Origin of the sequence: Bacteroides mediterraneensis, assembly GCF_025993685.1 — a bacterium.
Taxonomy (GTDB): Bacteria; Bacteroidota; Bacteroidia; order Bacteroidales; family Bacteroidaceae; genus Phocaeicola; species Phocaeicola mediterraneensis_A.
Map to the genome: position 1 here is coordinate 3,246,934 of NZ_DAJPEN010000001.1, position 22,760 is coordinate 3,269,693.

At 39.3% G+C, this 22,760-nt stretch carries 22 protein-coding genes; 11 read left to right on the forward strand and 11 right to left on the reverse strand.

The features are described from left to right. Positions 1–12 precede the first annotated feature (12 nt). Both OIM59_RS13980 and OIM59_RS13985 read right to left on the reverse strand, forming a co-directional pair. The gene (locus OIM59_RS13980) at positions 13–2,790 is read right to left on the reverse strand and encodes a TonB-dependent receptor (RefSeq protein ID WP_303897267.1); all 2,778 of its coding nucleotides are present in this window, start codon (positions 2,788–2,790) and stop codon (positions 13–15) included. Between the two features lie 6 nt (positions 2,791–2,796). Further along, positions 2,797–3,237, reverse strand: a complete 441-nt coding sequence (locus tag OIM59_RS13985; RefSeq protein WP_303897271.1) for a DUF6515 family protein — start codon at positions 3,235–3,237, stop codon at positions 2,797–2,799. A 160-nt stretch (positions 3,238–3,397) separates the two neighbouring features. Here OIM59_RS13985 and OIM59_RS13990 point away from each other — a divergent pair, with 160 nt between their 5' ends. Together OIM59_RS13990 and OIM59_RS13995 are read left to right on the forward strand one after the other, a co-directional pair. Then, positions 3,398–4,429, forward strand: coding sequence for a sensor histidine kinase (locus tag OIM59_RS13990; RefSeq protein WP_303897274.1), 1,032 nt, complete (start codon positions 3,398–3,400; stop codon positions 4,427–4,429). After that, positions 4,426–5,124: a LytTR family DNA-binding domain-containing protein gene (locus OIM59_RS13995; protein ID WP_303897277.1), complete on the forward strand. Its 699-nt coding sequence runs from the start codon at positions 4,426–4,428 to the stop codon at positions 5,122–5,124. Before OIM59_RS13990 ends, OIM59_RS13995 begins: the two co-directional genes overlap by 4 nt. Positions 5,125–5,245: 121 nt before the next feature. Here OIM59_RS13995 and OIM59_RS14000 read toward each other — a convergent pair whose 3' ends face one another. From OIM59_RS14000 to OIM59_RS14040, 9 genes are all read right to left on the reverse strand, one after another. Continuing rightward, a complete protein-coding gene (locus OIM59_RS14000; protein WP_303897280.1) occupies positions 5,246–5,944 on the reverse strand; it encodes a hypothetical protein in 699 nt (232 codons plus the stop codon). A gap of 22 nt (positions 5,945–5,966) precedes the next feature. Beyond that, complete coding sequence (locus OIM59_RS14005) at positions 5,967–6,908, reverse strand: relaxase/mobilization nuclease domain-containing protein (RefSeq protein WP_303897282.1); 942 nt, start codon at positions 6,906–6,908, stop codon at positions 5,967–5,969. Then, entirely contained in the window at positions 6,889–7,242 is a 354-nt protein-coding gene (locus OIM59_RS14010; protein WP_303897284.1) for a MobC family plasmid mobilization relaxosome protein, read from the reverse strand. Before OIM59_RS14010 ends, OIM59_RS14005 begins: the two co-directional genes overlap by 20 nt. A gap of 146 nt (positions 7,243–7,388) precedes the next feature. Then, the gene (locus tag OIM59_RS14015; RefSeq protein WP_303897286.1) at positions 7,389–8,333 is read right to left on the reverse strand and encodes a toprim domain-containing protein; all 945 of its coding nucleotides are present in this window, start codon (positions 8,331–8,333) and stop codon (positions 7,389–7,391) included. A 231-nt stretch (positions 8,334–8,564) separates the two neighbouring features. Then, complete coding sequence (locus tag OIM59_RS14020) at positions 8,565–9,776, reverse strand: primase-helicase family protein (protein WP_303897288.1); 1,212 nt, start codon at positions 9,774–9,776, stop codon at positions 8,565–8,567. Positions 9,777–9,779: 3 nt separating this feature from the next. After that, entirely contained in the window at positions 9,780–10,130 is a 351-nt protein-coding gene (locus OIM59_RS14025; protein WP_258895925.1) for a helix-turn-helix domain-containing protein, read from the reverse strand. A 244-nt stretch (positions 10,131–10,374) separates the two neighbouring features. Beyond that, a complete protein-coding gene (locus OIM59_RS14030) occupies positions 10,375–10,782 on the reverse strand; it encodes a hypothetical protein (RefSeq protein ID WP_294458062.1) in 408 nt (135 codons plus the stop codon). Further along, complete coding sequence (locus OIM59_RS14035; protein WP_303897291.1) at positions 10,761–12,314, reverse strand: RNA-binding domain-containing protein; 1,554 nt, start codon at positions 12,312–12,314, stop codon at positions 10,761–10,763. Before OIM59_RS14035 ends, OIM59_RS14030 begins: the two co-directional genes overlap by 22 nt. A 10-nt stretch (positions 12,315–12,324) precedes the next feature. Beyond that, positions 12,325–13,575 carry a site-specific integrase gene (locus OIM59_RS14040; RefSeq protein WP_071150471.1) on the reverse strand — a complete coding sequence of 417 codons (1,251 nt, stop codon included), beginning with the start codon at positions 13,573–13,575 and terminating at the stop codon, positions 12,325–12,327. Positions 13,576–13,923: 348 nt separating this feature from the next. Between OIM59_RS14040 and OIM59_RS14045 the strand changes: the two genes are divergently transcribed. From OIM59_RS14045 to OIM59_RS14085, 9 genes are all read left to right on the forward strand, one after another. Continuing rightward, positions 13,924–15,144 (forward strand): site-specific integrase, encoded by a 1,221-nt coding sequence (locus OIM59_RS14045; RefSeq protein WP_303897295.1) that lies wholly within the window; start codon positions 13,924–13,926, stop codon positions 15,142–15,144. 81 nt (positions 15,145–15,225) lie between these two features. Next, entirely contained in the window at positions 15,226–16,200 is a 975-nt protein-coding gene (locus tag OIM59_RS14050; RefSeq protein ID WP_303897298.1) for a hypothetical protein, read from the forward strand. Positions 16,201–16,521: 321 nt separating this feature from the next. After that, entirely contained in the window at positions 16,522–16,992 is a 471-nt protein-coding gene (locus OIM59_RS14055) for a hypothetical protein (protein ID WP_303897299.1), read from the forward strand. Positions 16,993–17,059: 67 nt separating this feature from the next. After that, complete coding sequence (locus OIM59_RS14060; protein WP_303897301.1) at positions 17,060–17,491, forward strand: hypothetical protein; 432 nt, start codon at positions 17,060–17,062, stop codon at positions 17,489–17,491. Beyond that, positions 17,488–19,221 carry a hypothetical protein gene (locus OIM59_RS14065; RefSeq protein ID WP_303897303.1) on the forward strand — a complete coding sequence of 578 codons (1,734 nt, stop codon included), beginning with the start codon at positions 17,488–17,490 and terminating at the stop codon, positions 19,219–19,221. Before OIM59_RS14060 ends, OIM59_RS14065 begins: the two co-directional genes overlap by 4 nt. A gap of 541 nt (positions 19,222–19,762) precedes the next feature. Next, positions 19,763–20,623: a MarR family transcriptional regulator gene (locus tag OIM59_RS14070; protein WP_303897305.1), complete on the forward strand. Its 861-nt coding sequence runs from the start codon at positions 19,763–19,765 to the stop codon at positions 20,621–20,623. Between the two features lie 381 nt (positions 20,624–21,004). Next, entirely contained in the window at positions 21,005–22,024 is a 1,020-nt protein-coding gene (locus tag OIM59_RS14075; protein ID WP_303897308.1) for a DUF3871 family protein, read from the forward strand. Positions 22,025–22,140: 116 nt separating this feature from the next. Beyond that, positions 22,141–22,431, forward strand: coding sequence for a type II toxin-antitoxin system Phd/YefM family antitoxin (locus OIM59_RS14080; protein WP_303897310.1), 291 nt, complete (start codon positions 22,141–22,143; stop codon positions 22,429–22,431). Further along, positions 22,419–22,694, forward strand: coding sequence for a Txe/YoeB family addiction module toxin (locus OIM59_RS14085; protein WP_303897314.1), 276 nt, complete (start codon positions 22,419–22,421; stop codon positions 22,692–22,694). The genes OIM59_RS14080 and OIM59_RS14085 overlap by 13 nt, the downstream gene beginning before the upstream one ends. The last annotated feature ends 66 nt before the right edge of the window (positions 22,695–22,760 follow it).

The following is a 22,760-nucleotide window of genomic DNA, read 5'->3' on the forward strand; positions in this document are numbered from 1 at the left end:
TGTTTTTAAAGGTTATCTGATTGTATATACAAAACTTATCATGGCATAGGGTTGCAGCACATTACAGTTTACATAATCGTAATAGTTACTGCCTGTGCGATGTGTAAAAGCCTGGTTTTGCTTCAGCACATCAAAAGCTTCTATCCTGATTTCCGCCGCATTGTTCTTCAGGAATTTCTTGCCTAGTGACAGATTCCACAAAAAATAGTCTTCCGTATCGGTATCCAGTCCGGTATAGCCCACATAATTAAACGTGCTTCGGAAAGTGAGTCCCCAGAAAAAGGTCCAGCCCAGTTTGGCGGCTGCTGTATGCGTCACATAATCACTTTCTGCTGCGGTATCCAGCGAACTGAACATCTTGCTGATTCCGGCCGAATAGGAGGCAGTGAAATCAAGATTTTTGCTGATGTTACTTCCGATAATGAGTTTCGGAATCAGGTTCAGTTCACGTGTACGGCTTTCTACTCCGTCGAAGATAGTAGGCACATTGGCATAATTGGCAGAGAGACTGAAATTGATATTACTCCGGATGAAATCAACTGGGAAACCGTAGGTCACCATAGACTGAAGACTATAGTATCCATCCAGATTTACCGGACGGGTAAACTGAGAGCCTTTATTCAGTGTGACCGTGGGCGACAAGGCAACGTCTTCCTTTGCCGTAAAAGTACTGTCAGCCACATAGTCCTGTTGTATAGTGGCCCCCACCATCGCAATGAAGGTATGTCCGGACTTTGTGGTGCGCAAATAACGCAGATTGGCCGTATGGGATACCTGCTGGTCGAGGTTCGGATTTCCCGCAGACAAGAACAACGGATTCGAATTGTCAATCACATTCTGCAAGTCGGTCACCGAAGGAGAAGAAGACCTGCTGCGATAGCGAAGCTGGAAAGAGTTGGTCCGGTCCAGCGAGTAGCGTAACGTGAACGAAGGCAACACGGAAAAATAGTTATGCGACAGCTCATCGGGCTGAGGATAGACCAAGTCTCCTTTCAAGTCCGCCCACTGCGCGTCGACTCCCAGCATGGCACTCAACCTGCTGGCACGGTAGCGAAGCCCCACATTCCCAGCCTGAGTCAGGTAACCTGACTGGTATTCGTTCGAAAGACTTTCGTCCAACTGGTCATAGAGATCGGTCACGGCAGAACGGTCGTACGTTTTTTTGTCATTTTCCGAGTCGGTATAACTCATTTTATACCCCAACTGTAATTGCAGGTTATCTGTCAACTTCTCGGTATAGCTCAAGTTAGAGCGCAGAGTATACTGCTGATTCAGCGTCTGCTTCCACTGGCTGTAATCATCCGTCACCGGAGAAAGTTCCAGTCCATATAGAGTATTCAAATAATCCGTATAAGTATCTCCGTCTGTATTTCTCATCGCTCCACTTAACATCAACGACAATGTACGTCCTTCTTTCAAAAAGCGGTGACGGAGTATCAAATCGGCCCCGATATTATATGCATTATTTTTACCGAAAGAAGTGGTTTCCGTTTCACTCTCTGTCGTTCCATTCGCTAAATTCTGTCCTTGCAGCAGCCCATAACTGTCATTGTTCTGAAAGCTCAGCGTAGGACGGAACTGCAGTGAGGTGCGTTCAGTCATCTGGTAATCTAACTTCATGTTGAAACGGTGGTTCCAGTTCTTCATCGAGTTTTCCTGATATTCGTTATAGGTCATTCCGGGCAATACGGATTCAAAGTATTCCCTGTCGGTCTGCTGCTGGGTCAGGTTGTCCGACTGGTTAAAGAAATAGCTGCCGGTCACTTTCCATTTTTCCCCCCACTGGTCTACGTAGTTCAAACCGACACCATTGGCCGAGGTCACTCCTCCCAAGCTCCCTACCATGAAATTGGAAGTACTGCTTCCACCAGTGCCTCCCGATTTTCCACCGCTACGGCCTCCGCGTCCACCACGCCCTCTTCCGCTGCTTCCAGCCGACATGACACCCGCCAAATCTTCCTGCGAAAAATTCTGCTGGTTTACATTATTCGACATTCCTAACACAGAAATCCTCCGGTCGTCATTGAAAAAATTCAGGTTTCCGTTCACTTTATAACGATCGTCCGTACCATATCCGCCGGAAACTTCGCCAAATGTTCCCTGACGGAAACCGTTCTTCGTCACAATATTAATCGTCTTGATTTCCTCACCGTCATCAAATCCGGTAAACTCGGCCTGTTCGCTTTTCTTGTCGAACACCTCAATGCTGGCAATAATATCCGAAGGCAGATTTTTAATGGCCAGGTTCACATCGCCATCAAAAAACTCCTTTCCATCCACCAGCACTTTCTGTACTTGTTCTCCCTGTGCCTGAATCGTACCGCCTTCCACTACGATGCCCGGCATCTTGGCCAGCAAATCCTCGGCCGAACTTCCCATCATCACTTGAAAGGCTTCGGCATTATACAGCAAACTGTCGCCTTTCTGCTCGGCACGTGTGGCACGTCCCTGCACGGAAATCTCCCCCAACAGCTGGGCATCCTCGGCCATTTCTATTTTTATCTCTTTTTGCTGACCTTCTGCAAATGTTTGTTTTTCCTTATAGGGCTTATAACCCACATACGTCACCTGAAGGGTATAAGTTCCCGGCTGGAGTTTCTTAAACTGAAAACCTCCGTTCAAATCGGTCGACGTATAACTGGATTTTCCGTCGGATGAAACCAACTGTACCGTAGCCGAAATCAAACCTTCCTTTGTAGTTTTATCTGTGACTGTTCCTGAAAGGCTCTGTGCCATCAACGTCACAGAACAAAGGCTATATAGCAATATAAAAATACATCTACGCATCATAATCACTTAATCTATAAATCCTGTTACTTTATATTGTAATCCGTTAGGGGTAGGTATCTGTTTATATAAGGTTTTATCAAACAAAAATAAAGTCTCTCCGCTTATGCAAACTTCCTCCACATTATAGTCTGGCAGTTGAGGAACAATCATGCCTTTCTCAGGCCTTACAACTTCATACTTAGAAGAAGCAAGTTTTTTGTAATACACTCCATCTACATAAATGAAAGGAAGATTATTATAATAAATAGTCACTCCCGTACCCGGCAGTCTTTTCACACGTGTGCCGACAACTACAGTTTTCTTCACTATTACTTTTGAGCGTTTCGGATGAATACGACGGGCAGGTGAAGTAGTTATAACCGTTACTTTTTGAGCACTGTTTGGAGCTGCTGATATACATCCTGTCATCATCAGAATTAAAGCTAATAGACCTATAAACCGTTTCATAATTCCTTGTATTTTTCCGTAAAAGTAGGCGTTCTGACGATACAAAACACAGACAATGCTCAAAGTAGGGGTAAACGACACCAATGTGGTGGCGAACAAACCTAAAGTTATTTTCAGGAAGTCCTGAAAATCCGTATTTTTGCGAAAAAAGGAATAACTTATGTGGCAAATCAAGAATCTTCCGTTTTACATTGACCTGGTTTTTTGTCTGGTATTGCTTCCAGCTATGATTACCTTGCTTCCCATCGAACGCTGGCTGATGAACGACTCTGTATTTGTGTACCTGCTGGTATCGTGGCTCTATTTTATCTATATCCTGAACCGACGCCTGACGATGCCTTTCTTGTTTACCGACAAACGGAAATTCTGGATAGCCATCCTTCTTATTCTGCTTACCATTGCAGGTACTTATCTCATTACCCGCTATCAGATGGAGGTACCAATGCACCGGATGCGCAAACCGAAATTCATTCAGCACATACCGAAAATCAGATTACAGCAACAGGCTGTCTGGTTTTTGTACGTAGTGGTCACAACTTTCAGCATGGCTGTGGGATTGCTCACGGAGCTTTACCATCAGATTATGCAGCGTCAAGCCGTAGAATTCGAAAAGAAAAAGGCCGAACTGGCACTCTACAAGGCACAGATAAATCCGCATTTCCTGTTCAACAACCTGAACACGCTGTATGCCATGGTAGTGACCGGTTCTCCTCAAGCCGAGGATGCCTTTACCCAATTCATCAGCCTGATGAAATACATGTATGCCCACAACACAAAAGATAAAATTCCAATCCGTACAGAGACAGAATACATCCGTCAGTATATCGAGCTGCAGAAATACCGGATGCCGAAAGACTTTCATATCCATTTTTCTTACGAACACGACGAAACAGAACAATTGGGTATCGCTCCCATGATATTAATTACTTTTGTGGAAAATGTATTCAAACATGGGGTTTCTTCTCATCAACCAGGAAATGCCTGCATTTGTATCCAGGCTAAAAACGGGGAATTATTATTCACAACCCGGAACCCGTTATTAAACCATCACCCGATAAACGAATCTAAAGGTATAGGCATTGAAAATTGCCGGAAACGCCTGGAACTACTCTACCCCCACCGATACGACTTGCGGATAGAAAAGAAAGAAGGGCTATTTTACGTAACCCTACGCATTAATTTGAATACATGAGCTTGAAATGCATTGCCATTGATGATGAACCTATGGCGCTGGAAATCATAACCAGTTTTTGCCAACGCTATGGGAATATAGAACTGACTACCTTCAACAACCCTCTCCGGGGCATGGAACAGGTAAGAAGAAGCAGACCAGATATTCTGTTTCTCGATATAGAAATGGGAGACTTGAACGGAGTGGAACTGGCCCGTGATCTTCCTCCGGGCACCTTGCTTATATTTACTACGGCGTATGCCCAATATGCCCTCGACGGATTTGAACTGAGTGCCGTAGATTTCCTGCACAAACCTTTCTCCTACAGCCGCTTTGAAAAGGCTGTACAAAAGGCCTTTGAACTCCACAAGCTACAGTTGCTTTCTGTTCATCCTTCCTTTACAGATGAAAGCATCACTCTAAAAGCTGATTACAAAAATATACAGATAAGACTAAAGGATATTCTTTATATTGAGTCTATGGATAATTATGTCCGTATTTACTTGACAGAACGCCAATGTGTTATGTCTCAAATCAGCATGAAGAGTCTGCAAGAACTTCTTCCTACAGAAAAATTCATACGTGTACACAAATCTTTCATTGTACCTGCTTACCGTATTGCAAGCTACACCAGCAAAGAAATCACACTCTACAATGGTACAAAGATTCCTGTGGGAAGAAGTTATAACAAAGAACTCAAGTTATTTATCCCCTAAACTAAACTTTAACCTTGGTTCACTCAAGTCATCAGCATAAGAAACGACAGAACAATCTCTCTTTATTTAAAATAAAATATAGCTACAAGTATTTTATATTTCATATAGAGAGTTTTAATCTTCACTTAAGTTCTTCTGCTTCCTGCTGTAATAATCTTGCCTTTTCTAACTTTTCAGCTCTTACCCGTGTACGATATTCAAAATCCTCCACCTCATTACGGATATTCCTGATGACAGTTTTATCTCTGTCACGATGGAATACCACTTCCAGCGTATCCAGTTCATTGCCCGATATGCCACCATACATTTTGATAAGGCGGTACTTCAAGTCATTGTCAGAGAGTTGCATATTCCGTTTAAACTGACAAGCATTGCCGACCAAAAGAAGCAGAATTATCCCAAACATGACAATCTGCCACAAGAATGGCCGTGAGGCTTTGAAATCCAAAATATGATTGTTGGTGTGATGAACTTCCAACTGCTGTATTCTCTGCAACTCGTTAGCGATGCGTTCCTGTTCCGAAAATATGTCCTTGTTAATGACACATAGGTTGGCATATAGGTTGTGCATCTCCTTGACACGAACCAGTGTCAGTTCACGGAACTTCTCCCACTCATTTCTTCCGGCTGAAAGCTGGGACTTCATTCCAGCAATCTCCGCTTGAAGCCGTTGCAAATTGTCGGAAAGCAGGACAAGTCCCTCATTGTTTTCTTCTTCACCAGTCGTTTCAACCGAAGTTATATGTTCCTTGATTTCGGAACAAAGGTTATATACCGCATCCAACGTGTGGACAAAATCGTTGTTCTCCATTTCTTTCATTTTCGTATCTGTTTTTGAGTGATTACCAATTTATCCTTCTCTTTTTCTTCTTTTTCAATTTCCGCTGAAAGGCTGCTTCCGCATTTTCATCGGTATAATTGGGGGTAGGGTTGAACAATCCACCAAATGCCCCGACAATGCTTTCTACTACATTACTGCCTGAATTATAGGTATTCTCATACTGCATCACAGGTTGGTTGCCGTTAGTTACCATTCCGATATTCTGTTGGTATTGGTTATTGGTTTCTCCCAACATTCTGTCCAACTTGGAATAACTGAAACTCCTGTCAATGTCCGAAGCCTTGAACGTAATACCGTCTTTAGTAAATGACAAGCCCTGTATGACATCGCTTCTTCCTCTATATTTGAATTCCGTTTTTATTCCCTGCCTGGATAATTCCGATATGAACAGCTTCCAGCTATTGGATTTGCTTAACGAGTTCTTGACCGCATAGTAAATCTCATACTTCGTTTTATCATTTCCTTTCAGACGGTGAGTCCGTACCCTATCCTTTCCTTTACCAAAATAAAGTCCATACTTCTCTTTCAATTCCTTACAGACTTTGACATTCCGGTAACAGTCGTTCTTGTCACTGATAGTGCGTCCGTTGTTATTCACTCGGTTGAAAACAATATGAACATGCGGATGCTTCTGGTCATTGTGCCGGACAATGATATATTGGGTATCTCTGATTCCCATTTTCTGCATATACTCCTTTGCCAGACTTACCAGCATCTCATCCGTCATTCTCGGAGCGTCCTCAGGTGCATAGCTGAGCGAGATATGTCCCACAGGCTGACGGATATTCGGTTTTATCATCCGCTGAGCTTGAAAACAGTCCGTAATGGCCTGAATGCTGTCCGTTAATACTCCTTCGGCAGCCAGAAGTCTTGCTTCCGGCTTACCCAATACATAATTGACACATCCTTTAAATCCCGCTCCCTTACTTATTTTTCCAATCATCGGACAACTGTTTAATGATTTGTACTATCTTTTTCTTCAACAGCATAAGTTCTGTTGCTACGCCAGCAAATCCTCCGGCATTGGCTTTATGGGCAAGCTGGTTGATGTTATTGGCTTCTCCAGCAAGTTTCCGCAACACGTCCGCATCCGCCTTGCTGATGCGCTGTACTACTTTACCCGTAAGCAATACGGAGTGGACGAACCTACTGAGTGAAACTCCTGCATCTTTCCTGCGTTTCTCTACCGCTTGGTACTCAATATCTGTAAATCTTGCGCTGACCACACGCACCTTGTTGCGCTTGGTCTGCCGTGATTGTTGTTTATCTTTTTCCATTCTGAAATTCGTTTTGGACTGCAACCAACGGGAGCAGGTTGTCTTTGCCTTCTGGCAAAGCAAGGGCGGAAATGTATACATTTCCATTACCTTGCTTCCTCAGCCTACACATATTCCGTTGCTACAGCAATGTTACTTGATTAATACTACAGACTCCTGCCTTTCGACTTCTTGGGCACTGATGTTTGTATGAATTTCTTTTCTCGGAGAGGATTCCGTTTACACAAGTACTCATTCAAATCCTTGCATCCACTATACAGATGTGATGCGTCACGGATATTGATGGTACTACCATACTCTTTTCGGATTTGCAGAATGGCTTCCATCCCTGCACGGTCGTTATCAAAAAAGCAATGAATGCGCAGATAATTTCCCAACGGATAAAAAGCCTTGGAAACATTCGATACAGAATTCAGTACCATATAGTCTTGTTTGTCAAATTCCGGATATTGAGGACAACTGTCCAATCTCAGTGTCAAGAAAGAAAGATAATCCATAAATCCTTCAAAGACATAACAGACTTCATTCTGCCTGTTCGTATGCCGAATATGACTGATGTCCTTGGGAGCAATACACCCCTTGAAATACTTGTTCCGTATTTCATACCCTCCACGCACATTAGGGAACCCGACTGCATAGTAATGCTTACCGTTGTTCTCGAAATGTACTTCGCAACATTCTCTTTTCGCAAGTTCCGTATTAATCCCCCTTTCACGCAGATAGGAAAGCAGAACTGGTGATTCCAAAGGTTTCACTTCCATACGTTGAAAACTCGGTTCTGTAGGAGACTGCTTTTGAAAAGAAAAGGAAACGGGACAAATATGCGGAGCCTGTTCCTCAATCTGACGCAAAAGGTAAGGTACACTTTCGGAACAATACAGTACCGAAGCCAAGGTAAGTATATTACCTCCCTTACCCAGTCCGAAGTCAAACCACTTATTGATTTCGGTATTCACCTTAAACGATGCGTCTGTTTCCTCTCTAAATGGTGATTTATACCAAAGGTTCATTCCCTGTCGTTTGACCGGATTATACCCCAAACTATGCAAATAATCTTCCAGTTTAATATTCTTTGCTTCTTCTATTGTCATTTTCTTATGAATTTGAATGTGAATGAAATGTGTTGATTTGTTGAGCGACGAACTTATCTTACTGAAAAACAACAGAATGACACTTCAACATCAACTCAACAAAGACCGATGAAAAAAGAAATAACTATTTCTCTTTTCAACAGTGCTTTTAAAAAGTTGAATGTTTGTTGAGAATATTATTCTCTTATACTCAGCAAGTTTGTATTATCTTTCAACAATTCAACAAAAGAATTAGAATTCATCCAGTTGTTTTCTGGTAATGGTGTAATAGCGTCCTACCCGTCTGATTGGTTCAAATCTCCTTTCTTTGTTACAGGCAAACAGATAAGTGGTATAACTCAATCCGTTCGGAGCTGGAGTCAGTTTCCAATCTTCGGTCACAATTTTCCTTAACCAATGCTTGTCAATTCTGACCTGAGAAAGATTCAGCAGGATAAGCAGGTCATTCAGACAAAAAGAAAAACTGTCTATTTCCATACACTCCATGATTTCCTTTATCAGTTCTGCAACTTCCACCTCGTATTTACTTTTGTTGCAGCGTATGATTTTCAATAAAGCCGCTGTTTCCGTCTGTTTCGGTGAAAACCACATACGGCTCACATTTTGAGTGGTCAGTGTCCGATGTTGCAAAAAGTAAAGGAATGCCGGAATCTCCTCAATCAGTTTCTGTAAGAAGTGTGTATCGTCATTTTCCAAATGATGAATCTTCCTTACCCAATACCGTGTTTCTCCCGGGTCGATAATTACAGGAAGTCTTTCGTTATTTGAACAAAGCACAAACTTGGCAAAGAAGGCAATCTCATCACGGTCTTTGCCTTTTGCTTCCACTTTATAGGATAAAGTTGTACTCAGATTTTTCAACCGTTCCGAATCCTCCCTGCGGTTCAGCAATACCTCATCCACTACAATGATGAGTTTCCCTGCCCAATCCGAATTGAACTGACTGCGGAAATCTTCATTCGTATTAAAGGTTACATTATTGCGGAACATAGCTTTCAGGAAGTTTAGGAACGTACTCTTTCCCGTATTTCGTTCTTCCGATACTAACAACAGAATCGGCAATTTCTGAACAGGCTGCAAATAAAGGAGTTGCAAATAATCCATTCCCAATTCGTATTGCTCACCGAAAATATGGTGCAGTAAAGCTTGAATATGAGAGAAATCTCCTTCTTTTGGCTGGTGTCCTATCGGTTCATACAGATTCAGAAAATTATCTATCACTTGACGGTAGTTCACATGGTCAGGTACAGTACAAAAGCCGTCATATTTAGGGACATTTGCCAGATAATCTTTACCATAATCCTGACGAAGTGTTTCATTGTTCCAGACAATACGCTTCTTTACGTAACCACCGTTCAAACGAGGTTGGTTCACTATTTTGTAGAGTGTCGTACCAACCCGGACAAACGGGCTCTCATTTCTCAATGTTTCATCCGTACTCATACCTTAGCGTTTACGTTTAAAACATTTCTGAATGTTGGCCGCGGAATCACAACCTTCACTGCTGTTAGAAACCAATTGCTTGTGTGCCCATTCAATAAGAGCCTTCCGAGAAAAAACAAGTTTGTTTCCATACTTCATAAAGGGTATCTGTTCCTGCGAAGTCATTTTGTATAATTTCGCTTTTGAAGTCGGAAAGCCGTTATCCTCCAGCACTTTCAAGGCATTGGGCATACTTAACGTATCAGGTAAATCGGAACTAGGTACTGCCTGTTGATTTCCTGAAAAGAATTTTGAAACCGCATTGAATACAGCTTCTTGAATCTGCTCCTCTGTTGCGACAATGATATTTGCCATAATCAAACATTTTAGGGGTTAAACAATAAGCTGTCGTCACAGCCATCTCAACGTTGATACGGCAAAGGAAATATAAAAATAAGAGCTTATAAAACAGGATAATATCTATATCAGCTATGCCAACAGCAGACATTTGATGTCATTTGAAGACATTTGCCAGACAGCATTTCAAGGCTTGGCAACAAATGGCTCGAATTGGCACTAATTGGCACAGTTAATATAGATGATAAAAGAAAATGTGATTTTATTGTTTTTGTTTGCGAAGCTGGTCGATTACCTCATCTATATCGAAGAATTCCAGATTGGTAAATGATTTCTTGCTGGGCTTTATCAGACCGTCCTTTATCCATTTATTGACGGATGCTTGGGTTGTTTTCATCCATTTGGCTAAATGAACATTTGTAATCAGGTAACATCCGTTTAATTGCGTAACAGTATGTTTGTTTGCTGAAAAGCCACGCAGCAAACGGTCTATCAGTATATCGATGTCTTTTTTGATAATTTTGGGTGCTGGTTTGTTTTCTTTGATGGTCAGTTCAATAGAATTCATGTCGAAGTTAGCCAACTGTGGTAGTTTGGATAACTCTTCGATGATATGACCGGCACATCGCAAATCTTGAATATGGAATGTCAATTGCTTTCGTCTTGGCATAGTAGTAATTTTCCTTTTTCTGTGGTATAATATTTCTGCAAACGGCTGTTAGGCTTATCAGGAACAGTCATTGCCAACAATCCTTCTGCAATCAGAGGGTTTATATATTTCCTCTTAAACTTTGTTCTATCACTAAAATTGAATAAAGCAATAATCTGAGTTAAAGAATTTTCGAGCAAGCATGTTTCCAATATAGTTTTTATCTCCTTTTGACTTAATGCTACCTTAGTGCCGACTTGCTGCCAACTTAGTGCCGACTTAGTGCCGACTTGTCGGTGACTTGTCGGTATATTTTCTGCAAACTCAAATTCTTTAGGGTCGCGATAAGTAATGGAAAAGACAAACTCCTCTCCACTATGAATCTCTATCTCAGAGTTTTCAAAGTATAACGGAGCATATTTCCGAATATTTTTCTGTCCAGATCCAAGCTCCTCAGCCCATTTCATTTCACGGAATACCTTTGTTATTAGCGGATTCTTTGTACGGGTACGCCAGTCATTTATATCTATATCCCCTGTTTGGAAAGGTTTCGTCCAATTCTCCGTTATGACCCGGTCACGGAATATGAGAAACTTATTGGTATATGAACTGATATATTCACGGTGCAGAAGGGTATTTGAAATTACTTCTCTGAATATCATTACCCGTAAATCCAAACGGTCTATACCATTATCTGCCAAACGGAACTTATCAGGCATGTTACGTTGCACAAAATTCAGCAAACGGATATATGACTGAATCAAATTTACGCATATCATATCCCGGTCATTGTAACGAATATCAGGGTCAGTCGGAAGCGGATGCAAGAAACGCTCGTAAGATATGCTACGATAAATGGCATCCGTACGATGCCACGGACAACAATTTAGAATAGTCTGTTCCTTGCCAAATAAAAGAATGGCAGCCAACTTATATCCTTCCCTATTTGTTCCCCGTTGTTTACCCCAGAACAGACTTTTCAGGAATTCTTCATTTGTCATGCTCAGCCACGGATGATTGGAGTTATGAATGGAAATGTGGCTACGCATAATCTTGAACGATTCTTCATCCATATCTCCCAATGTTACATCGGGAAATACTTCATTCTCGGAAGATTCCTTTTCTTTTCGCATGAACATGTTCTTAACCAGATAAGTATGCTTTGACACATCATTGTCTGCATCACCCCAACGGTCGTAAAAACGGTTTTTATATCTATGTACCTGTTCACTCTCCGGCACATTCAGATACAGGATAATCTTACCGTCTATCTCTGTCTGCTCCGGCGTAATTGGCATTGGAGGAAGAAACTGTTCAGGATTATTCAGCGTATTGATAATACTTTTGGTCATATCTGTTACGCATTTAGGGTTAATTCCCAATATTGTACCATCATCATCCACCCCTAAAAAGATATATCCTCCCTCTGCATTCAGAAAAGAACATACCGTTTCATATACGGAAGCCGAAACCTTATCCGTGCATTTCTTAAATTCTACTTGCTTATTCTCACCATGCGAAAGCAAGTCCTTTATTTTATCTGTTGATAACATACAGTTTCTTTTATAATACTTTTACCGCTTCGTCTATTACACTACTGGCAAAACTATCCAAATAAGTATTGGTCGTTGCCAAATCACTGTGACCTAATATCTGTGAGATAACTTCACGTGGTACTTGATTGTCCTGTAAAGTCATAGCCATTGTATGACGACTCACATAGCTGGTCAGCTTCATGTCCGTAATCCCCAAAGTCTGCGCTAAGTTAGCCAAATTCTTGTTATTACGTCCAAAACGGCTACGAATATGATTATATAGTCGTTCCCCCTTGTACCCGGCAATGGAAACAATCGGCAACAAATAATCTTCCACTAATATAGTATGAGCAGCAAACCAATCCATCAATTCCTGAATTTCAGGAGTTATCTTAATCTGGATAGGTTTGACTTTCTTGGCTTCTTTTGTTTTATTCCGCTTATAGACAATATAATTTCCACCATTATAACGGACAATATTCTTCTTAGTCAGCAATGCTGCATCTATAAACGATATGCCATAGCAATAATAGGAAAAAAGGAACAGACGTCTGGCCAGTTCCTGGGCAGGACTTTCAACTACCGTGTGTTTCAATTTATCCATATCCTCATGTGGCAAATACCGCTTTGCTGTTTCTTCTTCCAAAGCAGCCACATTGAAACCTCCTTTTCCAAAAGGATAAGTGCTTTCCGACGCTTCTTTATCTTGAATAGCCTTGTTTAAGATTGCACGCAGAGCTTTGAAATAAAATTTCCGGGTATTTCCCTTACATTCCCGTTTCTGAAGAAACACATCGAAAGCCTTTACATATTTAATGTCAATCTCAGAAAATACTTTCTTATCAAACTTATTATCAAACAATTCAAGCATATGCAGGGTGCGACTATAACAAACAGAATTACCCACATGTCCCGTTTCTTTCAATGTAGTTATCACTGTATTGAAATAATCTTTCACATTGCCTTTCGAAATTTTCCCCACAAAAGCATCTTCAAATTGATTCAAGGTCCAGTCAATACCATCAACCTCAAAATCACGAAAGACCGCATTTACACGAGTTTCTATTTCAGACAGCTTCGCATTATACTCCTTGTATTTAGGCACAAGTTTCTTGTCAGTAACAAAACGATCGTTGGCAGTATTCCACTGCTCAGGAGTTGCAAGCAAACCTGTTTTAATGTACTTTCGCTTTCTGTCTTTAGTAATGCGTAAAGTTACAGCCGTTTTTCCATCCTTGCCTGCATTATACTCTAACAACATGAATTTATAATGTGCCATACTCCAATACTTTTAGCGTTTCATTGATTTTGCTTTTGTTTGAATGACACAAATATGACACATTTTTCCGAAACTACCAACAAAAAGAAGAAAATCAATAGAAAATAAGCATTTGATGCTCAGTAGTATAAGTTCTGAAAATCAAAGAGATAGAAAAATATGAAGATTTAAAATCGGCTCCTGGGGGGCGTGTGGTCGCTGGTTCGAATCCAGTCACCCCGACTGGGAAAAAGCATTGATAATCTGATGATTGTCGATGCTTTTTTGCTTTTGAGCATATCGCTGCAAGTGACGGTTTAATCGAGCAAATTAAACCAGCAATTAAACCAAGAATTAAACCAGATTCTTATGGACGCTACAATTTCAGTGATTTGCTACAAAAGTAAAACCTTAGCAAATGGAGAACACCCTTTAATGTTAAGAATTGCACAGAATGGGAAAAGCACCTACAAAAGTCTTAAAATATCTGTTGCAGCAAAACATTGGGACTTTGAACGAAATGTACCCAAACCTAACAATCCAAACAAGGACTTAATTCAAAAGATTATACTTAAAACAAAATTAGATTATCAGCAAAAAATCTTAGAAAAGAAAGCCAATAGCGAAGAGTTTACCGCTTCTTCATTAATAAATGAACAGAAAGAAGAAATCAAAGCCAAAACAGTTGAAGAATTCTATCTGTCATTAATCGAAGATTTAAAACAGAAAGGTAGAATTGGTAATAGCTATGCTTACCTAAACTCATATAATACTTTACGCAATTTCAATAAAGGTAAAAAGCTGAATTATACTTTCAGCCATATAGACGTTTCTTTCTGCAAAAAATTTGAGGACTGGATGCGAAGTAAAGGGAACAAAGACACAACTCTCAGTTATCAGTTCCGTACTTTACGAGCTACCTATAATAAAGCAATAGAAGCAAAGGTAGTGGCACGTGAAAAGAATCCGTTTATTGAGTACAAGCTAAGCCACTTCAATACCAAAACTATTAAAAGAGCCTTGTCCAAGAATGATATTCTGAAACTTATAAACGCAAATTGTAATGGGCAAAGTAAACTTAGACAACTTACTCACGATTTGTTTTCATTCTCATATTTATGCGGAGGAATCTCGTTTGTGGATATTGCTAACTTAACACGTCAAAACATTGTTGAGGACAGATTGATTTACCAAAGACAAAAAACACATGGCAATATCAATCTCCTATTATCAAAAGAAGCCTCAACAATAATCGCAAAATATTCTACTTATCAACAGGAGGCAGAATATCTATTTCCTATTCTACATTGCAAACGCCATATAACACCCATGCAGAAAAGTAACAGAGTACATAAAATCTGCCATCAAGTAAATACTGAATTGAGAGCCTTTGCTAAAGAATTAGGGATAACGGCAGAAGTAACCACATACGTTGCTCGCCATTCATTCGCTACCATATTAAAGAAATCTGGAGTAAACATTGGAATCATATCACAAGCATTAGGACATCAAGATATAAAAACTACCCAGATATATCTAAGCAAATTTGATAACGAACAAGTGGACGATGCAATGAAGAATCTACTATAACGAAAAGAAGTCTGTAGTCTGAAAAAGATTGCAGACTTTTCTTTTATTTTGCAGCATTACTAATGATAACATATTATGTCAATGGAACAACTACAATTAATAAAAGAACTGCCAGATTTAAAGATTGGTTGGTGTGAAAGCTATAAATGTCTTGATGAACCACTTCTGGAATATGTGTGGGAAGTAGCCAACCATTTTGTAAGCTACGAAGGAGATATATCTATAGCACCAGCTAAGTTTGTCAACAGATATATAACAAGTAAATTAACTCCAGAGGAAAATGTTTTAAGACTAAAAGAAATGGGAGTAGATAAGTCTTTAGAAGACTTTATGGCTTCTAATTTCAAAAAGATGGATATGTCTTTCAAAGATAAATTTCTTGAAAATGAAGACTTGCAGAATACAATTAAAGCATTTGGTCTGGACGTAAGTAAACTTTGGTATCTGCTTCTTTTTGTTCATGATTATATCGAGGACTTTAGTACATCACTGAAAAAAAGTGAAGTTCAAGATATAGGTGACTTTGTAGATAGTCTATCAAACTGTTCCGGCATTACTTTAACTTTAACCAATGAAAAAAAGAAGAGCTTTGATACCAGTGAAAAGAATACTATCGAATTTGTTCAGCTGGCACTAGATTATTACATAAAAACATACAATGATATAATTAACCGAAATTTATCACCAAAAGATAAACTTAAACTTCTTAAAGAAATTGGCTTAAACCATTTCCTAGAACATGGACAAGCTATAGATTTTGAAAACAAAACAAATCTTGCTATATCATTCAAGAAATGGAAGTTTGCAGACATGTTCCAGTTTTTCTTAAAAGACAGGAAAGCCGACAAGAATAAACTATCTCACATAAATGTAAAAGTCTCAGCAGATAAAATGATGTTTATTTCAAGACTTATCTACACAGTTGGATATGATGGTAAGCGTTACAACGAAGAATATGATTCTGATGGTAGCAAGAACAGGATGCTGTCAAATCTACTTCGAAAATATAAAAATGAAGACTTTCCAGACTTTGCTAACCATTATTACCTGTTTTAAAGATGATGCGTACTTAAAAGATATTCTTTTGGGTACGCATTTTTTTTACGTACTGAATTTATCACTTTTTCTACCCACATGTGCTTTTGGATAATTCCTTTATCATCAATTTTATTATGCTTTACTTTGCAATGTCAAAAGGAAACAAACGAGCAAGTGCGCATAGCTTCAGTAGTTTTCTAATGGCATTATAATTAATTACGTTAAACATTAAAATTTGAAATTATGAAGGATATCAAATTCCCAGAAGTGTTAAATAATGAAGTAGAAAATACTAAAGTAAATGCAGCATTCGTACAAGCATTAAAAGAAGCATTCCTTATGTTTCCAACCAAAACAGACATGCGTTTCAAGCAATCTTGTGGACAGTTAATCATTTCTGTTACGGTCACTTACCGGACTGGCATCGTACAACATTTTGAAGGTGCTGGAGATACCGACCTCATATCAGCCATACACAAAGGCATGGCCAAAATCATAGATGATTTGAGCGCCTATAACGCAGAGGAACACGAGATAGAAGTTGCCAAGGAGGGAGAGAACTTGGTGTTAGAATTATTCAAGCAGTACATCAAATCACCAATGAGAGGCTATATTGAGACCGACTGGTACAGCAACAAGGGAGAGCGTTATCGCTGCATGAGATTCACCAACACTTTCAACGGCTATATAAGATTCTGTCTAAAAGCAACGGATGAAGTGAACGAGCTTATCAGTGAAGCCTGCAAGCCAGAATGGATGAAGAAGGAGGAAGCGAAGCAGGAAACAATCGAACCCAATAAGGTAGCTTAAACAGTCAACCTGAAAGGAGGTCGAGAGGACAGCACTTCTCGGCCATCCTTTCCAATACAACAATCAGATGAAACAGATACAGTTCTCTCAAACATACGACAACGAAACAGCTCACCGACAAGTGAAGCAGTTAATGATGCAACACAAACAGCTCCATATTCAAATGAATGGAGAAGCATGGATAAGCAGTCAAGGCACAACTGGAATAAGATATATTTTTAACAGACAAAGCTGGCACTGGATTCTCAACTACCTGCAAACAGGTGATTATGAAGACTTCGGTATCTTCCCATCCGATATTACTAAAACAATTGAGGACACTCAAACGACCTGCCTGAAAGAACTTATCGAGCAGAAATGCAACATCGCAAGAATACCGTTTCTAAGAGAAACAGAAGCCTATATAAGGCTCAGAGGACTGTTCCGATTTGGCAAGCTATACTTTAGCATAAAGAGAAGTGATGAATTTATAGACTATTTAAACAGCAAAGGTTTATGATTACAATACATAAAGGTCAATACCTGTCAGACGTAATGAATGAAATTCCATCCGACTGCATTCTTTCCAAAAAGATACCCGGTTGTGGAGCTACTACTCTGGAGCTTAATACTGAAAGAAGTTCCATTATCATTGTTCCCAATGTTCCTGTTATCAGAAGCAAATGTAGCAAATATGATAATCTGCTGGGTGTCTATGAAAATGTGACAGCAGATAAGATATGCAATTATCTGACAAGTAATACGCTACATAAGATTATGATTACTCCCGAAAGTTTCGGCAAGGTAAAAACTGCGTGTGCAAGATGCGGTATTGATATATACAACCATTTCTTCCTGCTAATGGATGAATGCCACCAGTTAATTAAAGACGTTGACTATAGAATGGATATAGTTCTACCGATGAATGACTTTTTCCGCTTCAAAGGAAAGGCACTGGTTTCGGCTACTCCAATCGGATTCAGTGACCCACGGCTAAAAGAGTTTGAGACCATGAAAGTGAATGCCGATTATGACTACAGGCAGGAGATTACAGTCACCCATACTTATAACATACAGAAAGCGGTAAACGATTATCTGAAAAAACATGATGGTACAATCTGTGTCTTCATTAATTCTGTAGTAGAAATCTATACCATAATGAAACAGCTGAACATACTGGAAGATTCAGCAGTCTATTGTGCACCCAAAAGCCGCATGAAACTCAGAAATGAATACTCCTTTGACAATGCCTATAAGGAGTGGAGCGCAGATACCATGAAGAAATACAACTTCTTCACCGGAAGATTCTTTACTGCATTTGACTTGGATTTGCCCTATAAACCGGACTTGGTAATGGTGACAGACCCTTATATTTCTGAATATACCATGCTTGATATTGATACTGACTGCATACAGATTTGTGGAAGGTTCCGCAACGGGATAAAATCCGCCACACACATCTACAGGGTAAATCCAGCAATCATTATCAAAGATAGAGAACGGATTGAATGGGAAATATCCGCCCATGAGTTTGCCTATCAAATAATACAGACCTTATATAACAGCGCTGACAACAAGGAGAGCAGATTTGCTTTCAGTGCCGTTCTTGAAACCATGCCGTTCCGTAAGTTCCTATATCCCGATTTTACCAAAAACTGGTTTGCCATAGATAATGAGATAAACGAGGTTCTGGTAAGGAACAGATACCAGTCTGTAGAATCGGTAACTAAATGGTACGATGACTGTCATTTCTTCAATCCTACATTTAGCAATTGTGAATATAACCCCAATGATGAGAAATTGAAAATAATCAGAAGTGCACGCTCGGTAAAAGAGAAGCGCAGAATTATGGTACAGCAGCTCAGTGAAATGGACGTTCCCTATTCAGAATATGCTTTGGACTACATAAATGATATGAGAAAGGTAGACCCGTTCATTGTGGAAGCCTTTGAGATACTGGGTAAAGAGAATATAGAAGAACTTAAATACAACGAAAGAAAAATCAGAGAAAAGATGATTCTTATACTGCGCAAAGGAAATAAGGTTATCCGACTGATTAAGAATATATTTAAGGTTGGTAATAGATATTCCAATGAAAATATAGTTAATGAGTTGACGAGGATATTTAAGATGCTGAACATTCATCCCGAAGAAAAGATAGAGCCTAAACTTATCAATTCCTATTATCAAGCCGTTCCCTGCTGGGTAGGTAAAAACAGAGGTTATCAATTAATTACTGAACTAATCTAAGTGCTACCAACAAAACTTCATTTTTCTGTCTTTCTATACCCAATACAGAAATTTGAGAAAATGTTGGTCACAACCTTGGTAACTAATGAAACAAGACGATTTTCGTTATAGCAGATATTAGAGCCAATTTTACTTGGAACTTTCCAATGCTATGAATAAGATAGCAAACACCGAGGGAAAGTCCATCCAGACCTTTCTGAAAACAGGTCAGAAATCCTTTCAAAAATATACGGAAAAAGCGTCCCATAACTTAGGGAAAAAGCGTCCTACAAGTCACGGAAAAAGCGTCCACATATCATTACATACATTACTTACATTACATAACAGATAATTCGTTTCACTTCATTATCAGATTCAACCTACATTAATTAACTAACTAATAAAACTATGATGATTTACAAACCACACAACAAACTGTTCGGTTCAAGAAAGGAACTGAAACAATACTTAGGCGGAACAGGCAGGTACAACAAAGCATTAAAGAACGGAGATATTTACAACATATACCTAGAAGAAATGAACAACCAATCCTTTGCGCACAATGGAATCATATATAACACTGACAAAAGACATTCATAAAATCAAGGGGAACAACAAGCTGGAAACAATACTGGCTATAGCTGGCATAAAATCCACTGGAAATTATAAAACTAATATTACTGAAACCACAAGGGAATACATTACCGAAAAAACTGGAATTTCGTTCCGTACAGTAAAATCAATTGTTCCCAGACTGATGGAAAATGCAGATTTCATATTTGACAAGATAGAAACCAGAATCAAATCCCCGAACAGATACTATTTTAAAAAAGACAAAGAGAATTACTTCTTCGTCTTAAACAGCTTTTTCAATGAAACTACAGATACCAAAATTAAAGGATTGCTACTACTTATAAAGTCCGTATGCAAACAGGAAACGAACAAATATATAAGTGAGAAATCTTATAAAGGAGCGCTTAACCATTCTGAACTTGCCAGCAAATTAGGAATAGATGTCAAGACGCTAGATAAATATCTGGAGAAAGCAATTAAAGAGGGACAGATAAAAATGATACCTAAAGGACTTCTGATTCTCAACAAATCCATAATTCCAGACTTTAAAGGTACTGACCTGTTAAGCAGACTGTACCATATTATATATGGTTGGTGTCTGGATAATGACATTATCCCACCGGACAGAAACGATAAGATTACCCAGTCTGCAAACGGACAAACAAAGAGAAACAATCCTGTGTTGAATGCCATCCTGTGCAAGACAGCCAATCTGTCCGATGATGAAATCCGCAGTCTGCTAACTAAAAGAATAGTTTCCAAAGATATTACTCTGGAATACATAGCTAAAGCATTAAATGCAACTATACAAAAGACTGAAACCAAGCCATTAAATATAGTAATAGCATAATTATATCTGTTTCTGGCAGATGCGGTGCTGAACTTTTAGCTGCCTATTTCTCAGATTATAAATTCCAGACAAATTCAGTTCTAATACAGATTATATAACACATACTTTATAATATACCACATATATACATAAACATAAGGAAAGTGGTCTGATACATGAATCTCATATATTCAGTTTATCTGAAAGTCAAAGAAACGGGTATGGGGTGTCTTATATGAAATTCCCCCTCCCGTTCTGTCAACAGTCCCAATATTATTGAGTGACTGGAAAGGCGGTGCACAACCCTTTTAGTCCCCCTCTCATAGATAAATGTAAAATAGCCAGTATAGTCCTAAACATCTATATAGTAATAAGATTATAAACTTTTAAACTTTTATCAATATGAGAAATTTGGTTATCATGCCAGCTATGGCAAACAATCGTGAGAGAATGAATCTGGGTGAATATGCAGAAGAAGCTACCGTTATCATGGACGAGCCAGTAAAGCCTGCCAATCACTTCATCGAAGCCAACACACAGGAAGTGACATTGAATCATTTGAAGAATGATTGCATTACTCCAGTGTTCTCTAAGGACAATGAGCTTACTATCAATCATGCCCAGTTTGTGGAAACCATACAGGATGCAGCACAGTCTTTCTTTAATGGTGAAAAGGTGGAACAGGCCACAATCAGAACAAGCCACATTATTAAGGGAAGAATCCCAGAAGCAATCCACAAGCCAGCCAATCAACTATTGGAATCAGATAAGACTATCTACTATGAAAGGGCAGCTTTCAGCATTGATATTCCTACTATCTATGAAACAGTAGGAGGAAACAAACTGAATCTTTCCATCGTAGGAGTAAGAGCTTACAACCAGATGAATCTTTATTCCAAGAAAGTTCCTGAACTTTTCCGTTTGGCTATCGGATTCAAGAATCAAGTCTGCTGTAACATGTGCATCTTTACAGATGGTTACAAGGATGATTTGAGAGTAAGCAATACCACAGAACTTTATCGTGCAGCATTGGAACTTTTCAGTAACTACAATCCAGCCAGACATATTTATCTGATGCAGCAGTTAGGCAACACTTCCATGAGTGAACACCAGTTCTGTCAGATAATAGGCAGAATGCGACTTTATCAATGCTTGCCAACAGGCTACCAGAAAGCACTACCCAGAATGTCGCTTACTGATACGCAGATAAACAGTGTAGCCAAGGCATATATTAATGATGAAAACTTTGGCAGCTTCGGAAATGAGCTTAATATGTGGAAGTTCTACAACCTGTTGACTGGAGCCAACAAGTCAAGCTATATTGATTCATTCTTAGACCGTTCCTTGAATGCTACAGAAATGGCTTTGGGAATCAATTCAGCATTACATGGTGATGAGAGATATAAATGGTTCATTGATTGAGAGAGAAAGGGGCATTCTTTATGGGTGTCCTTTTCTTAAATATCGAACTATTAACTATTTATACTTGTAAGTACGCAAATAAGTACATATCTTTGCATTATAACAAAGGAGGATTTATGAGAACAGCCAATTACACAGATTTAAGAGCCAACTTGAAAAGCTACATTGATGCGGTCATTGACGATTATGATACCGTAGTTGTCAATCGTGGGAATGGCAAAGGAGTAGTAATGATTTCTTTGGATGAATACAATTCTCTAAAGGAAACGGAGTACATCATGTCGTCACCCGATACAATGGAAGCAATACATAAAGGTGAAGAGGATATTAAGAACGGTAACTCTATATCTCAAAAGGAAGGTGAAAGCATAGAAGATTTCTTAAAACGGGCAGCATGTACAGAATAACATTATCAGAACAGGCACGAAAAGAATACCTATACTTTATACAAAGTGGAAACAAGGCTATCTTAAACAAAATCAAAACTTTATTGGAAGATATTGCCGCACACCCATACACAGGAATAGGAAAGCCAGAACCACTTAAATACGAACTGGCTGGAAAATGGTCAAGAAGAATCAATGCAGAGCATAGAATTGTTTACTCCGTGCATGATGATATAATAGAGGTTTACATATTCTCTATGCGATACCATTATTCCAAGAAATAACACACATATTACTAATATTGAAGAAAGGACAGCTATTAAGTTAGTTGTCCTTTTTTATTTCTACCA

Excerpts from the sequence above, each read along its gene's own strand:
- OIM59_RS13980 (WP_303897267.1), bottom strand. The coding sequence starts at position 2,790 with ATGATGCGTAGATGTATTTTTATATTGCTATATAGCCTTTGTTCTGTG.
- OIM59_RS13985 (WP_303897271.1), bottom strand. The coding sequence starts at position 3,237 with ATGAAACGGTTTATAGGTCTATTAGCTTTAATTCTGATGATGACAGGA.
- OIM59_RS13990 (WP_303897274.1), top strand. The coding sequence starts at position 3,398 with ATGTGGCAAATCAAGAATCTTCCGTTTTACATTGACCTGGTTTTTTGT.
- OIM59_RS13995 (WP_303897277.1), top strand. The coding sequence starts at position 4,426 with ATGAGCTTGAAATGCATTGCCATTGATGATGAACCTATGGCGCTGGAA.
- OIM59_RS14000 (WP_303897280.1), bottom strand. The coding sequence starts at position 5,944 with ATGAAAGAAATGGAGAACAACGATTTTGTCCACACGTTGGATGCGGTA.
- OIM59_RS14005 (WP_303897282.1), bottom strand. The coding sequence starts at position 6,908 with ATGATTGGAAAAATAAGTAAGGGAGCGGGATTTAAAGGATGTGTCAAT.
- OIM59_RS14010 (WP_303897284.1), bottom strand. The coding sequence starts at position 7,242 with ATGGAAAAAGATAAACAACAATCACGGCAGACCAAGCGCAACAAGGTG.
- OIM59_RS14015 (WP_303897286.1), bottom strand. The coding sequence starts at position 8,333 with ATGACAATAGAAGAAGCAAAGAATATTAAACTGGAAGATTATTTGCAT.
- OIM59_RS14020 (WP_303897288.1), bottom strand. The coding sequence starts at position 9,776 with ATGAGTACGGATGAAACATTGAGAAATGAGAGCCCGTTTGTCCGGGTT.
- OIM59_RS14025 (WP_258895925.1), bottom strand. The coding sequence starts at position 10,130 with ATGGCAAATATCATTGTCGCAACAGAGGAGCAGATTCAAGAAGCTGTA.
- OIM59_RS14030 (WP_294458062.1), bottom strand. The coding sequence starts at position 10,782 with ATGCCAAGACGAAAGCAATTGACATTCCATATTCAAGATTTGCGATGT.
- OIM59_RS14035 (WP_303897291.1), bottom strand. The coding sequence starts at position 12,314 with ATGTTATCAACAGATAAAATAAAGGACTTGCTTTCGCATGGTGAGAAT.
- OIM59_RS14040 (WP_071150471.1), bottom strand. The coding sequence starts at position 13,575 with ATGGCACATTATAAATTCATGTTGTTAGAGTATAATGCAGGCAAGGAT.
- OIM59_RS14045 (WP_303897295.1), top strand. The coding sequence starts at position 13,924 with ATGGACGCTACAATTTCAGTGATTTGCTACAAAAGTAAAACCTTAGCA.
- OIM59_RS14050 (WP_303897298.1), top strand. The coding sequence starts at position 15,226 with ATGGAACAACTACAATTAATAAAAGAACTGCCAGATTTAAAGATTGGT.
- OIM59_RS14055 (WP_303897299.1), top strand. The coding sequence starts at position 16,522 with ATGTTTCCAACCAAAACAGACATGCGTTTCAAGCAATCTTGTGGACAG.
- OIM59_RS14060 (WP_303897301.1), top strand. The coding sequence starts at position 17,060 with ATGAAACAGATACAGTTCTCTCAAACATACGACAACGAAACAGCTCAC.
- OIM59_RS14065 (WP_303897303.1), top strand. The coding sequence starts at position 17,488 with ATGATTACAATACATAAAGGTCAATACCTGTCAGACGTAATGAATGAA.
- OIM59_RS14070 (WP_303897305.1), top strand. The coding sequence starts at position 19,763 with ATGGAATCATATATAACACTGACAAAAGACATTCATAAAATCAAGGGG.
- OIM59_RS14075 (WP_303897308.1), top strand. The coding sequence starts at position 21,005 with ATGAGAAATTTGGTTATCATGCCAGCTATGGCAAACAATCGTGAGAGA.
- OIM59_RS14080 (WP_303897310.1), top strand. The coding sequence starts at position 22,141 with ATGAGAACAGCCAATTACACAGATTTAAGAGCCAACTTGAAAAGCTAC.
- OIM59_RS14085 (WP_303897314.1), top strand. The coding sequence starts at position 22,419 with ATGTACAGAATAACATTATCAGAACAGGCACGAAAAGAATACCTATAC.